This is a genomic window from Pseudomonas sp. Z18(2022) (assembly GCF_036346535.1).
Taxonomy (GTDB): Bacteria; Pseudomonadota; Gammaproteobacteria; order Pseudomonadales; family Pseudomonadaceae; genus Aquipseudomonas; species Aquipseudomonas yamanorum_A.
On record NZ_JAOTOA010000009.1, the window covers coordinates 64837 to 78061 of the forward strand.

Here is a 13225-nt window from a genome sequence, read left to right on the forward strand (position 1 = left end):
TTGCGTCTTATTAACGAACGCTACGCTCCCTAGAATGGCTGCCATCTTTTCCTATACTCAGCGGGTCGCGCCCCGCCGAGTCGCCAGCAAGGTCAGCCATGAGCATTCCTTCCAGCACCATCAGCAAGCCCAACCGCCACCCTGCCACCGGTAAAAAACCAATCACCATCTTTGGCCCGGACTTCCCGTTCGCCTTCGATGACTGGATCGAGCACCCGGCGGGTCTGGGCAGTATTCCGGCGGCCAACCACGGCGCCGAAGTGGCGATCGTCGGCGCCGGGATTGCCGGGCTGGTGGCCGCCTACGAGCTGATGAAGCTGGGCTTGAAACCGGTGGTGTATGAAGCCTCGAAAATGGGTGGCCGCCTGCGTTCCCAGGCCTTTGAAGGCGCCGAAGGCATCATCGCGGAACTCGGCGGTATGCGTTTCCCGGTGTCTTCCACCGCGTTCTATCACTATGTGGACAAGCTCGGGCTTGAGACCAAACCGTTTCCCAACCCACTCACGCCCGCTTCCGGCAGCACGGTCATCGACCTCGAAGGCCAGACTCACTACGCACAGAAACTTGCCGACCTTCCTGCACTGTTCCAGGAAGTGGCTGACGCCTGGGCCGACGCCCTGGAAGCGGGCTCGCAGTTCGCCGATATCCAGCAAGCCATCCGCGACCGTGACGTACCGCGCCTTAAAGAGCTGTGGAATACCCTGGTTCCGTTGTGGGACGACCGCACCTTCTACGACTTCGTCGCCACTTCCAAGGCGTTCGCCAAGTTGTCGTTCCATCACCGCGAAGTGTTCGGCCAGGTCGGCTTCGGCACCGGTGGCTGGGACTCGGACTTCCCCAACTCTATGCTGGAAATCTTCCGCGTGGTGATGACCAACTGCGACGATCACCAACATCTGGTGGTCGGCGGCGTCGCCCAGGTGCCCATGGGCATCTGGCGTCATGTGCCGGAACGTTGCGCTCACTGGCCCGAAGGCACCAGCCTCAGCTCCCTGCACCACGGCGCGCCACGGGCCGGGGTCAAGCGCATTGCCCACGCGCCCGACGGCCGTTTCGCCGTCACCGACAACTACGGCGACACCCGCGAATACGCCGCCGTGCTGACCACCTGCCAGAGCTGGTTGCTGACCACCCAGATAGAGTGCGACGAAACCCTGTTTTCGCAAAAGATGTGGATGGCCCTCGACCGCACCCGCTACATGCAATCGTCGAAGACTTTCGTGATGGTCGACCGGCCATTCTGGAAGGACAAGGATCCGGAAACCGGCCGCGACTTGATGAGCATGACGCTGACCGATCGCCTGACCCGTGGCACCTATCTGTTCGACAATGGCGACGACAAGCCGGGAGTGATTTGCCTGTCCTACTCGTGGATGAGCGACGCCTTGAAAATGCTTCCGCAGCCGATCGAGAAGCGCGTGAAACTGGCCCTCGACGCGTTGAAAAAGATCTACCCGAAAGTCGACATCGCCGCGCGGATCATCGGCGACCCGATCACCGTGTCGTGGGAAGCCGACCCGCATTTCCTCGGTGCCTTCAAGGGCGCGCTGCCGGGCCACTATCGCTACAACCAGCGGATGTACGCGCACTTCATGCAGAAGGACATGCCGGCTGAACAACGCGGGATTTTTATCGCCGGTGACGACGTGTCCTGGACGCCTGCATGGGTTGAAGGCGCTGTGCAAACTTCGCTGAATGCGGTGTGGGGCATCATGACTCACTTCGGTGGCAGCACTCACCCGCAGAACCCGGGGCCGGGGGATGTGTTCGATGAAATCGGGCCGATTGCACTGCCCGAATAAGGAGTTGCCCATGCGTGTCGCCCTGTATCAATGCCCGCCTTTGCCGCTGGATGTGGCGGGCAACCTCAAGCGCCTGCATCAGTTGGCGCAAGAGGCCAACGACGCCGACCTGCTGGTGCTGCCGGAGATGTTTCTCACCGGCTATAACATCGGCATGGAAGCGGTCGGCGCGCTGGCTGAAGCCCAGGACGGCCCCTCGGCGCAGTCCATCGCCGCCTTGGCGAAAAACTCAGGCGTGGCGATCCTCTACGGCTATCCGGAACGCGGCGCGGACGGGCAGATCTACAACGCCGTACAGTTGATCGACGCTAACGGCCAGCGCTTGTGCAACTACCGCAAGACGCATCTGTTTGGCGACCTCGACCACTCGATGTTCCGCGCTGGAGACGACGATTTTCCGCTGGTGGAATTGAACGGCTGGAAGCTGGGGTTCCTGATTTGCTATGACCTGGAATTCCCGGAGAACACCCGGCGCCTGGCGCTGGCCGGTGCGGAGTTGATCCTTGTACCGACCGCCAACATGGTGCCGTTCGATTTCGTCGCCGACGTCACCGTGCGGGCGCGGGCCTTTGAAAACCAGTGTTACGTGGCCTACGCCAATTACTGCGGCCAGGAGGGCGAGATCCAGTATTGCGGGCAGAGCAGCATCGCCGCGCCGGATGGCCAGCGGATCGCCCAGGCGGGTCTCGATGAAGCGTTGATTGTCGGCACCCTGGATCGACAGTTGATGGTCGACTCTCGTGCGGCCAACCGCTACCTGCTGGACCGTCGTCCGGAGCTTTACGGTGCGTTGCACAAGCACTGATCCGGCAGGTTTGCGCTAGCATAGGCACTTCCTACGTTTCGGAAGTGCTCATGCCTGCGCCGGCCCACCCTCATCACCTTCAATTGACCCTGGCCAACGGCCTGCGGGTTTCCTTGCGTCATGCACCGCGTTTGAAGCGCTGCGCGGCAGCCTTGCGCGTTGCAGCGGGCAGTCACGATGTGCCCTTGGCGTGGCCGGGGCTGGCGCATTTCCTTGAGCATCTTTTGTTCCTGGGCACCGAGCGGTTTCCTGCAAGCGAAGGGCTGATGGCCTACGTGCAGCGCCACGGTGGACAGGTCAATGCCAGCACCCGCGAACGTGCTACCGACTTTTTCTTTGAAGTGCCTGTTTCGGCATTTGATGCCGCGCTGGATCGCCTTGGGGATATGCTCGCCCATCCGCGCCTGGCCCTGGAAGATCAGTTGCGCGAGCGCGAAGTGTTGCAGGCGGAGTTCATTGCCTGGTCGCAGGATGCCGTGGCGCAACAGCAACAGGCGTTACTGCAAGGCGTTGCGGCGGACCATCCGCTGCGGGCGTTTCATGCGGGCAACCGGGATAGTTTGCCGGTAGAGCGTGAGGCGTTTCAGCAGGCGTTGCGGGATTTTTATGAAGGCTTCTATCAGACCGGGCAGATGACCTTGAGCCTTGCCGGGCCTCAGCCGCTGGAGGAACTGCAATCCATCGCACAGCGATTCAGTGAAATGCTCAAGCCGGGGCAACTGCGTGCACAAGCACCAGCACCCGCCTTGATGGCTGGCAGCCAGATTACTTATCAGCATGCCGATAAACACCACTGGCACCACGTGGTGACAGGCGACGCGTCGCCTGAGGCGGCGGATTTCCTGTGCTTGTGGCTCAACGCTTCGGCACCCGGCGGGCTGCTCGCCGAGTTGCAGGCGCGGCAATGGGTCAGCGCCATTCGCGCAACGGCGCTGTACCAGTTCAACGGCCAGATGCTGCTGGATATCGACTTCACTCTGGATGCCCAAGGTGCACAGCAGACGGCAGCAATCGAAGAACTGTTGCACGACTGGCTGAGCTTTTTCGCACACAGCGATTGGACAGCGCTACGGGAAGAGTACGCCCTGCTGCTCGCCCGCAGACAACAGGTCAGCGGAGCCCTGGCAATGGCCCGGCAGGAAAACGAGCCAGTCCTGTCCGACCAAGGCGCCGCGTCCCTCAAGGCCTTGCTGGACTCCCTGCACCTGCAGCCGTCCCGGCACGCCTGGCAACTGCCGCCCAGCAATCCGTTCCTGCGCCCGGCCGTCAAGGAAGAGCGCCCGGGACTGATTCGTGGCCAGACCAGCGCACATCGCGGCTTGCGCACTTTCGCCCAGGATCGCTCCCGGGGACGAAAGGACCTCTCGGCGTTGACCTTCAGTCAGGCGTTGCCAGGCGACACCGACGAGGGTGCGATTTACCTGCGTTGGCAGCTGGATTCGCCTCTGCGCGCAGACCTTTTCCCACGGCTGCGGGAGAACGCCAGCCAGGCGGGCGTCGAATTATCCTTCGAGGCGGCTGGCAATTACTGGCAGCTGAAAATGGTCGGGCTCCATGAGCCAATGCCCGCAGTGCTGGAGGAAGTCGCTCGCTGCCTGACACAGCTCGACGAACAAGCCCAGGCACCCGCAACCGCACCGACGATGGCGATCCGGGAATTACTCAAGGCATTGCCCGGGTATTGCGCTGGTATCACTCCTGAAAACCAGACTGCCGGGCAAGACCGATGGTTGACCGCTCGCTGGCAAGGGCTTGCCGTCGGACTCCCCGCCGCCTGCGAGACGGCGATCAAAAGTGCAGCGGCGAAACTGCCAGGCCTTCCGGAAACGGCTGTCAGCGAATGCCCATCCATCAGCGGCCAGCATCTGTGGCACGAGGTGAGTACCGATTCCAGCGACGCGGCGTTGCTGCTGTTCTGCCCTACACCCACCCAATCCCTGGCCGACGAGGCGTGCTGGCGTTTACTCGCCCACCTGATGCAAGCGCCGTTCTACCAGCGCCTGCGTGTCGAGCTGCAATTGGGCTACGCGGTATTCAGCGGCATCCGACAACTCAACGGACAAACCGGCCTGCTGTTCGGGGTGCAATCTCCCACCGCGTCCCTGGCGCAAATTCTGGATCACCTGCAAACGTTCCTGAAACAGCTGCCCGAATTGATCAATTCCAGCGAACTGCCGGGTGATCTGGCCCGGCAATTTTCCCTCGACACCCTCCCCACCGCTCAAGCCGCCGAACTGCTCTGGCACGCGCACTTGGCAGGCCACCCGTCGGATTACATCCAGCAGTTGCAAGATTTCATCCAGGCCCGCACCCGCGAGGATTTAATGGGAGCTGCACAGCAACTCAACACTGCCGCGGGCGGCTGGCGTTGCGTGGCCAATGGCGCGCGCCTCCCGACGCCCTGGCAGTGATCAGCCTGATCATTGCCGCTACGGTAAAAGGCTTTTTCCCACAGGACAGCGCTATCTTTCGCAGAAGTACGTAACATTCATATGCACACCTCTGAACATCTGCGCCCGGAGGTGGACTATATGTATTACTCGGTAGTAAACGTCCCATCCCTTCGTAGGAGTAAGAATATGACCTGGTCCAAACCTGCTTACACTGATCTGCGTATCGGCTTTGAAGTCACCATGTACTTTGCCAGCCGCTGATTGGCTTTGTATCGCAATGCAACGCCTCGGCTCGCCCGGGGCGTTTTTATTTTTGAGTTGTGTGTAACGGAGCGGCCATGTTTGTCCAGATTCTAGGTTCCGCCGCGGGCGGTGGTTTCCCGCAATGGAACTGCAACTGCGTGAACTGCGCGGGTTTTCGCGATGGCAGCCTGCGGGCCGAGGCGCGTACCCAATCGTCCATCGCGATTTCCGATGACGGCGTGAACTGGGTCCTGTGCAACGCCTCGCCAGACATTCGCGCCCAGCTTCAAGGGTTCGCTCCGATGCAACCCGGCCGCGCCCTGCGGGATACCGGCATCAGCGCAATCATCCTGATGGACAGCCAGATCGACCACACCACCGGCCTGCTGAGCCTACGCGAAGGCTGCCCGCACCAGGTGTGGTGCACCGACATGGTCCATGAAGACCTGAGCACCGGTTTCCCGCTGTTCACCATGCTGACCCACTGGAACGGCGGCCTGGCCTGGAACCGCATCGAGCTGGACGCCAGCTTCACGATTCCCGCCTGCCCCAACATGCGCTTCACGCCATTGCCTCTGCGCAGCGCGGCGCCGCCCTACTCGCCTCACCGATTCGACCCACACCCAGGCGACAACATCGGCCTGATCGTCGAAGACCTGCGCACCGGCGGCAAGCTGTTCTATGCGCCGGGCCTGGGTAAGGTCGACGGGCCGTTGCTGGAGATCATGGCCGGCAGCGATTGCCTGCTGGTGGACGGCACGATGTGGGATGACGACGAAATGCAGCGTCGTGGCGTGGGCACCCGCACCGGCCGCGAGATGGGCCACCTGGCACAAAACGGACCCGGCGGCATGCTGGAAGTGCTGGAGCAGTTGCCCAAGCAGCGCAAGGTGCTTATCCACATCAACAACACCAACCCGATCCTGGATGAGGACTCGCCCGAGCGAGCCGAGTTGCTGCGGCGCAATGTGGAAGTGGCGTACGACGGCATGAGCATTGAATTGTAGGAGCGAGCCAAATGACTGACACACCGCTGACCACCGCCGAGTTCGAACAGGCCCTGCGGGCCAAGGGCGCCTTCTACCATATCCATCACCCGTATCACGTGGCGATGTATGAAGGCCGCGCGACCCGCGAGCAGATCCAGGGCTGGGTCGCCAACCGCTTTTATTATCAGGTGAACATTCCCCTCAAGGACGCCGCGATCCTGGCCAACTGCCCGGACCGGGAAATCCGTCGCGAGTGGATCCAGCGCCTGCTGGATCACGACGGCGCCCCTGGCGAAGACGGCGGCATCGAAGCCTGGCTGCGCCTGGGCCAGGCGGTTGGACTGGACCCGGACCAACTGCGCTCCCAGGAATTGGTACTGCCCGGCGTACGATTTGCGGTAGACGCCTACGTCAACTTCGCCCGCCGCGCCAGCTGGCAGGAAGCCGCCAGCAGTTCGCTGACTGAGCTGTTCGCCCCACAGATCCACCAGTCGCGCCTCGACAGCTGGCCCCAGCATTACCCATGGATCGACCCGGCCGGCTACGAGTATTTCCGCACCCGCCTGGGCCAGGCTCGCCGGGATGTGGAGCATGGTCTGGCCATCACCCTGCAGCACTACACCACCCGCGAAGGCCAGGAGCGCATGCTGGAAATTCTCCAGTTCAAACTGGACATTCTTTGGAGCATGCTCGATGCCATGAGCATGGCTTACGAACTGAAACGCCCGCCGTATCACAGCGTGACTGATCAGCGTGTATGGCATAAGGGGATCACCCTATGAGCTTCGATCGCAGCAAAAAACCGACCTGGCGCCAGGGCTATCGCTTCCAGTACGAACCCGCGCAAAAAGGCCATGTGCTGCTGTACCCGGAAGGCATGATCAAGCTCAACGACAGCGCCGCATTGATCGGTGGCCTGATCGATGGCGAGCGCGATGTCAGCGCGATCATCGCCGAGCTGGACCAGCAATTCCCGGGCGTACCCGAACTCGGTGAAGACATCGAGCAATTCATGGAGGTTGCCCGTGCTCAGCACTGGATCGAACTTGCCTGACCTGCCACCCAAGCCGGAAATCGGCCTGCCGCTATGGCTGCTCGCCGAGCTGACCTACCGCTGCCCGCTGCAATGCCCGTATTGCTCCAATCCGCTGGATTTCGCCGAGCAGGGCAAAGAGCTGAGCACCGAACAGTGGATCAAGGTATTTCGCGAAGCCCGGGAAATGGGCGCTGCGCAGCTGGGGTTTTCCGGCGGTGAGCCGCTGGTGCGCCAGGACCTCGCCGAACTGATCGCCGAGGCGCGCAAGCTGGGTTTCTACACCAACCTGATCACCTCCGGCATCGGCCTCACCGAGCAGAAGATCAGCGACTTCAAGAATGCGGGCCTGGACCACATCCAGATCAGCTTCCAGGCCAGCGACGAGCAGGTGAACAACCTGCTGGCCGGCTCGAAAAAAGCCTTCGCGCAGAAACTGGAAATGGCCCGGGCGGTGAAAGCCCATGGCTATCCGATGGTGCTGAACTTCGTTACCCATCGGCATAATATCGACAAGATCGACCGCATCATCGAGCTGTGCATTGCGCTGGAAGCGGACTTTGTGGAACTTGCCACCTGCCAGTTCTACGGCTGGGCCCAGCTCAATCGGGTCGGCCTGTTGCCGACCCAGGAACAGCTGGTGCGCGCCGAACGCATCACCAACGAATACCGCGCCAAGCTCGAAGCCGAAGGCCATCCGTGCAAGCTGATCTTTGTCACGCCGGATTACTATGAGGAGCGCCCGAAAGCCTGCATGAATGGCTGGGGCAGTATCTTTCTGACGGTGACACCGGACGGAACCGCGCTGCCGTGCCACGGCGCCCGACAGATGCCGGTGCAGTTTCCCAACGTGCGCGAACACAGCATGCAGCACATCTGGTACGACTCGTTCGGCTTCAACCGCTTTCGCGGCTATGACTGGATGCCCGAGCCATGCCGTTCATGCGACGAGAAGGAAAAGGACTTCGGTGGCTGCCGCTGCCAGGCGTTCATGCTGACCGGAGACGCCAGCAATGCCGACCCGGTGTGCAGCAAATCGGAGCATCACGGGATGATCCTCCAGGCCCGCGAGGAAGCGGAGCACGCCACCCAGACCATCGAGCAACTGGCCTTTCGCAATGAGCGCAACTCTCGGCTGATCGCGAAAGGCTGAGGCCTGTTAACGTTTGGCGATGATATACACGGCGTGCACGATGCCCGGAATGTAACCGCACAAGGTCAGCAGAATATTCAGCCAGAACGCGCCGGCGAAACCCACTTGCAGGAACACACCCAGTGGCGGCAGCAGAATGGCGATGATGATGCGAATGATATCCATGGGTTCAGCTCCTGAAAATCGGCTCGTGTGAGCCGTACAAGCTAATCGACCTTGGGCGCTCTTGAGGGTTCAGTGGGATCTGGCACGAGGCCATCCTCTAATCAGCAGACAAAAAAACGCCCCCAGCCAAAAGAATCAGGCTGGAGGCGCCGCGTATACCGCGAGACGGTTCAGGAAATAAGGGATTAAACGGCAATGCCCTTGCGGCATTGCAGCTGTGCGGTGCGCACCCGGGAGAAGGCACGCGCCAGGCGCAGGAGCATTTCGTCGACGTTGCTTTTGCTCAACGTCAGCGCCGGGGTGAAGCGCAGGCAGTCGGGTTGTGGCGCACTCAGGATCAGTCCTTCACTGAGCGCGGCCTTCACCACGGCATCTGCCGAATCTTCCGACAGGGTCAGTCCCCACAGCAGGCCCTGGCCACGCAGTTCACCCTGGTCATAGCGGTGCGCCAGACGTGCCAGCCCTTCGCCCAGATACGCGCCAACCTCGCAAACGTGCTCAAGAAATCCATGGTTCAGCACCGTATCCAGCACTGCCACGCCAGCGGATGCCATCAGCGCATTGCCATGGTGGGTGCCGTCGAGCTCACCGAGCTCAAAACAACACGCCTTGCCCCGCGCCAGCAACGCCGCCAGCGGCACACCGCCACCCAGGCCTTTGCCCAGGGTGATGATGTCGGCGCGCACGCCATAGTGCTGTTCGGCGAGTAAGGTGCCGCAACGGCCGGTGCCGGTTTGCACTTCATCGAGGATCAGCAGTATCCCCAGCTCGCGGCACAGGCGCTCGACGCCCTTGAGGTAATGCTCGGTCGCGGGAATTACGCCGGCATCGTTCTGGATCGGCTCCAGCATAATCGCCACGGTTTGTGCATCCACCGCCGCATGCAGTGCCGGCAGGTCGTTAAACGGTACGTGACTGAAACCCGGCAGTTGCGGCTCGAAGCGGTTTTCACTGACGGCGGCCGAAGCCGACATCGCGGCAAAGCTGCGGCCATGGCAACCGTTGCTCGCGGTGATGATGCGATAGGCGCCACCGCGATGCAGTTGGCCCCATTTGCGCGCCAGCTTGATCGCCGCTTCGCAGGCTTCGGCGCCGCTGTTGAGCAGGTAGGCCTGGTCGCTGGCGGTGCGATGGCACAGGCGGTCGGCGAGGTTCAGTTGACCGCGGTTGTGCAGGCCGTGGCCGGGATTGATCAGTGACTGGGCCTGATCGGCCAATGCCTTGGTCAATACCTGCGGGCTGTGGCCCAGACTGTTGGCGCCGCCGCCCTGATTGAAGTCGAGATAGGCGCGGTCTTCGCTGTCCCACAGCCAGGAACCCTGGCCGCGCACGAACACCTGGGGCGGCCGGGCCACGCTGGGCATCAAGCAGTCGCTGGAAAGGTCGTCGCGCAGTGTCGGGGTTTTCGCGTCGAGAATCAGATCGTCAAGGCTGGGGACCGGGCGACGCAGGTTGAACAGGTTCATGGATGAACCCCGCTGGCAATCACACCTTGGTCGATATCACCGAGCAACCCATGACCGAGGTTTTTTGCCCTGCCTATGCAAACGCCGTCAACATAAACACTACTCATCGCACTTTCCGGCCCTGTAAGCCCTGTGAATAGGCGCTAGACTAGGCGTCTCGGGGGCACTCGGCCATTTCGATTTTCCAGCTTTTTCGATAAGCGTTACTTATGGATTTCAAGCAACTGCGTTATTTCGTCGCGGTGTATGAAGAAGGCCACGTCGGGCGGGCTGCAGAGCGCCTGTCGATCTCCCAACCGGCCTTGTCGCAGCAGATTCGCCAGCTCGAGCAGAACCTCGATGTGAGCCTGTTCGAACGCAGCAGCAAGCGCCTGCTGCCGACCCTCGCGGCCCACACTTTGTACAACCATGCCCTGCCCCTTCTCGACGGCATGCAGCATGCCGTAGAAGCGCTGCGCAACTTCAAGGGCCAGGCGTTGCGCACCTTGGCCATCGGTGTGCTGCAAACCGTGCACACCAGCCTGGTGCCGCAGATGCTCGAACGGGTGCGCAAGGCCCAGCCGCATCTGGTGGTGCAGATCTACGAGTTGACCGGCATGGAAATCGAACGCCGGCTGCTCAACGGCTCGCTCGACATCGGCATCAGCTACCTGCCGCCGCGCCAGCCGGGATTGCACGGCGTGCTGCTGTACGAAGATGAACTGAAGGTGGTCATCCCATCTGATCACCCGCTGCGGGAATTCAAGAAAGTCTCCTTGAAGCAGGCAGCCGAGTTGCCGATGTTGCTATTGGGCGAAGAGTTTCAGGTGCGCCAGATATGGCAAGGTCAACTGGCCAACCTGGGCCGGCGCCCGCAAGTGCAGGCAGAGTTGAATACGATGGTGGGGATTCTCGACAGCCTGCCCCACACCAAGCTGGCGACAGTGCTGCCCGGGCGGTCGCAGGACGAACACAACAGCAAGACGTTGCTGTGGAAACCGTTGAGCGAACCACGGGTGCCGTTGAAAGTGGGGTTGGTGTGCCGGGATGTGCAGCGTCAGCAGGCGACGCTGGAGTTGTTGCGCACGCTGCTGGAAGACGTGATGAACGCGCCTGTCTGACTTTTTCGCAGGCAAAAGAAAACCCCGCCGAAGCGGGGCTTTGCAGACTGTTTCCCTGACATCCATTTCACTCCGCCTTCCTGGCAGAATCCTACGTGTCCGTGTTGTTGCTTTGCGCTTCCTGCGCGACGTCCATGTGAAGTAGATTATCCGTGGATCCAATATGGCGATAGAGGACGATTAGCAGCACGTCATGTAAGAGAATGCTTACACGCCCTCCAAGCCCTTAGAACTGGGCTTCATCCAGCAAAAACAGCGATTCGCTACCGGCTTTTACCGAAGCACTCAGTGACGCTATCCGTGGCAGCAAGCGGGCAAAGTAGAAACGTGCGGTGCCCAGTTTGCTGGCGTAGAACTCTTCCTGGGCCTCTTTGCCCAAGGCCGCCTTGGCCATCAGGGCCCACATGTAGGCGTACGCCATGTAGCCGAAGGCATGCAGGTACTCCACCGACGCCGCGCCGATTTCATTCGGGTTGGACTTGGCGCGGTCCAGCAGCCAGGCGGTCAGCTCGTCCAGGTCATCCACCGCCGCGTCCAGCGGCTTGGTGAACTCGGCCAGTTCGGATCCAGCAGTGCGGGTGAAATGGCGGATCTCGTCGGCGAACAGCTGGTAGAACGCCCCGCCGCTGCCGACGATCTTGCGTCCCACCAGGTCCAGGGCCTGAATGCCGTTGGTGCCTTCGTAGATCTGGGTGATGCGCACATCACGCACCAGTTGCTCCTGGCCCCACTCGCGAATGTAGCCGTGGCCGCCGAAAATCTGCTGGCCGTGTACGGTGGTTTCCAGGCCCAGGTCGGTCAGGAACGCCTTGGCAACCGGGGTCAGCAGGGCCACCAGGTCGTCCGCGCGTTTGCGGGCGGTGGCGTCTTCGCTGAACTTGGCGGTATCCAACTGCATCGCGACGTAGGTGGAGAATGCGCGGCCACCTTCGTTCGAGGCTTTCATGGTCAGCAGCATGCGCCGCACGTCCGGGTGGACGATGATCGGGTCGGCCACTTTGTCCTTGGCTTTCGGACCGGTTGGCGAGCGGCTTTGCAGGCGGTCGCGGGCATATTCGATAGCGTTCTGATAAGAGCGCTCGCCGGAGGCCAGGCCCTGAATGCCAACGCCCAGGCGCTCGTAGTTCATCATGGTGAACATCGCCGCCAGGCCACGGTTGGGCTCGCCCACCAGGTAACCCACCGCTTCGTCGAAGTTCATCACGCAGGTCGCGGAGGCCTGGATACCCATCTTGTGTTCGATGGAGCCACAGGTCACCGGGTTGCGCGCGCCCAGGCTGCCATCGGCATTGACCATGAACTTGGGCACCAGGAACAGCGAGATCCCTTTGGGACCCGCCGGTGCGTCCGGCAGCTTGGCCAGCACCAGATGGATGATGTTGTCGGTGAGGTCGTGCTCGCCACCAGTGATGAAGATCTTGGTACCACTGACCTTGTAGGAACCGTCTGCCTGAGGCTCAGCCTTGGTGCGGATAATCCCCAGGTCGGTGCCCGCATGGGGCTCGGTCAGACACATGGAACCGGCCCACACGCCCGAGTACATATTCGGCAGGTAAGTGGCTTTGAGTTCTTCGCTGGCGTGGGTGTTGATCGACACGCAGGCGCCGGAGGTCAGCATCGGGTACAGGCCGAAGGCCAGGCCCGAGGAGTTGATCATCTCTTCAACCTGGGCCGACACCGCCTTGGGCATGCCCATGCCACCGTAGGCCGGATCGCCGCCTACACCCACCCAACCGCCTTCGGCGTAGGTTGTGTAGGCGTCCTTGAAGCCCGCCGGGGTGAAGACCGCGCCATTCTCCCAGCGGCAGCCTTCTTCGTCGCCGCCGCGGCTGAGCGGGGCGACGGTCTTGGAGGTGACTTTGCCGGCTTCTTCGAGGATTGCCTCAACGGTCTCTGCGTCGACGGTCTCCGCCAGCGCGGGCAGTTGGGCCCAGAGTTTGGCGACCTCAAAAACTTCGTTGAGGACGAAGCGCATATCGCGCAGCGGCGCTTTGTAGTCAGCCATGGCAAACCTCGTGAGAACTTTAACGTTATTCGGGTGGGGTCGGTTTTACAGACCCCGAGTGTAACCGAACA

Annotated in this window: 12 protein-coding genes; 9 read left to right on the forward strand and 3 right to left on the reverse strand. The window is 61.6% G+C overall.

Annotated features, from left to right (window positions below; all coding sequences use genetic code 11):
• Positions 1-119 precede the first annotated feature (119 nt).
• The 8 genes from V3W39_RS18895 (at position 120) to pqqE (ending at position 8418) form a co-directional block, all read left to right on the forward strand.
• Entirely contained in the window at positions 120-1802 is a 1683-nt protein-coding gene (locus V3W39_RS18895; RefSeq protein ID WP_177079330.1) for a flavin monoamine oxidase family protein, read from the forward strand.
• A gap of 10 nt (positions 1803-1812) precedes the next feature.
• Complete coding sequence (locus V3W39_RS18900; protein WP_330213111.1) at positions 1813-2607, forward strand: carbon-nitrogen hydrolase family protein; 795 nt, start codon at positions 1813-1815, stop codon at positions 2605-2607.
• 50 nt (positions 2608-2657) lie between these two features.
• Entirely contained in the window at positions 2658-5018 is a 2361-nt protein-coding gene (gene pqqF / locus V3W39_RS18905; RefSeq protein ID WP_330213112.1) for a pyrroloquinoline quinone biosynthesis protein PqqF, read from the forward strand.
• A 168-nt stretch (positions 5019-5186) separates the two neighbouring features.
• Positions 5187-5261, forward strand: a complete 75-nt coding sequence (gene pqqA, locus V3W39_RS18910; RefSeq protein WP_003194766.1) for a pyrroloquinoline quinone precursor peptide PqqA — start codon at positions 5187-5189, stop codon at positions 5259-5261.
• A 77-nt stretch (positions 5262-5338) separates the two neighbouring features.
• Positions 5339-6250 carry a pyrroloquinoline quinone biosynthesis protein PqqB gene (pqqB, locus tag V3W39_RS18915; RefSeq protein WP_330213113.1) on the forward strand — a complete coding sequence of 304 codons (912 nt, stop codon included), beginning with the start codon at positions 5339-5341 and terminating at the stop codon, positions 6248-6250.
• 11 nt (positions 6251-6261) lie between these two features.
• A complete protein-coding gene (gene pqqC / locus V3W39_RS18920) occupies positions 6262-7014 on the forward strand; it encodes a pyrroloquinoline-quinone synthase PqqC (protein ID WP_003211042.1) in 753 nt (250 codons plus the stop codon).
• Positions 7011-7286 (forward strand): pyrroloquinoline quinone biosynthesis peptide chaperone PqqD, encoded by a 276-nt coding sequence (pqqD, locus tag V3W39_RS18925; protein WP_177043234.1) that lies wholly within the window; start codon positions 7011-7013, stop codon positions 7284-7286. Before pqqC ends, pqqD begins: the two co-directional genes overlap by 4 nt.
• Positions 7279-8418: a pyrroloquinoline quinone biosynthesis protein PqqE gene (gene pqqE / locus V3W39_RS18930; RefSeq protein WP_330213114.1), complete on the forward strand. Its 1140-nt coding sequence runs from the start codon at positions 7279-7281 to the stop codon at positions 8416-8418. Before pqqD ends, pqqE begins: the two co-directional genes overlap by 8 nt.
• 6 nt (positions 8419-8424) lie before the next feature.
• Here pqqE and V3W39_RS18935 read toward each other — a convergent pair whose 3' ends face one another.
• Entirely contained in the window at positions 8425-8583 is a 159-nt protein-coding gene (locus tag V3W39_RS18935; RefSeq protein WP_003211049.1) for a YqaE/Pmp3 family membrane protein, read from the reverse strand.
• A 185-nt stretch (positions 8584-8768) separates the two neighbouring features.
• Entirely contained in the window at positions 8769-10049 is a 1281-nt protein-coding gene (locus tag V3W39_RS18940) for an aspartate aminotransferase family protein (protein ID WP_259198051.1), read from the reverse strand.
• A 209-nt stretch (positions 10050-10258) separates the two neighbouring features.
• On the opposite strand from V3W39_RS18940, the gene V3W39_RS18945 reads away from it, so the two are divergent.
• Complete coding sequence (locus V3W39_RS18945; protein WP_330213115.1) at positions 10259-11149, forward strand: LysR family transcriptional regulator; 891 nt, start codon at positions 10259-10261, stop codon at positions 11147-11149.
• Positions 11150-11375: 226 nt separating this feature from the next.
• On the opposite strand, the gene V3W39_RS18950 is transcribed toward V3W39_RS18945, so the two are convergent.
• The gene (locus tag V3W39_RS18950) at positions 11376-13154 is read right to left on the reverse strand and encodes an acyl-CoA dehydrogenase C-terminal domain-containing protein (protein ID WP_330213116.1); all 1779 of its coding nucleotides are present in this window, start codon (positions 13152-13154) and stop codon (positions 11376-11378) included.
• Positions 13155-13225: the final 71 nt, after the last annotated feature.

Bases quoted from the DNA above. Each gene is read 5' to 3' on its own strand.
- V3W39_RS18935 (WP_003211049.1), bottom strand. From the start codon at position 8,583: ATGGATATCATTCGCATCATCATCGCCATTCTGCTGCCGCCACTGGGT.
- V3W39_RS18900 (WP_330213111.1), top strand. From the start codon at position 1,813: ATGCGTGTCGCCCTGTATCAATGCCCGCCTTTGCCGCTGGATGTGGCG.
- V3W39_RS18950 (WP_330213116.1), bottom strand. From the start codon at position 13,154: ATGGCTGACTACAAAGCGCCGCTGCGCGATATGCGCTTCGTCCTCAAC.
- pqqC (WP_003211042.1), top strand. From the start codon at position 6,262: ATGACTGACACACCGCTGACCACCGCCGAGTTCGAACAGGCCCTGCGG.
- pqqF (WP_330213112.1), top strand. From the start codon at position 2,658: ATGCCTGCGCCGGCCCACCCTCATCACCTTCAATTGACCCTGGCCAAC.
- pqqD (WP_177043234.1), top strand. From the start codon at position 7,011: ATGAGCTTCGATCGCAGCAAAAAACCGACCTGGCGCCAGGGCTATCGC.
- V3W39_RS18940 (WP_259198051.1), bottom strand. From the start codon at position 10,049: ATGAACCTGTTCAACCTGCGTCGCCCGGTCCCCAGCCTTGACGATCTG.
- V3W39_RS18945 (WP_330213115.1), top strand. From the start codon at position 10,259: ATGGATTTCAAGCAACTGCGTTATTTCGTCGCGGTGTATGAAGAAGGC.
- pqqB (WP_330213113.1), top strand. From the start codon at position 5,339: ATGTTTGTCCAGATTCTAGGTTCCGCCGCGGGCGGTGGTTTCCCGCAA.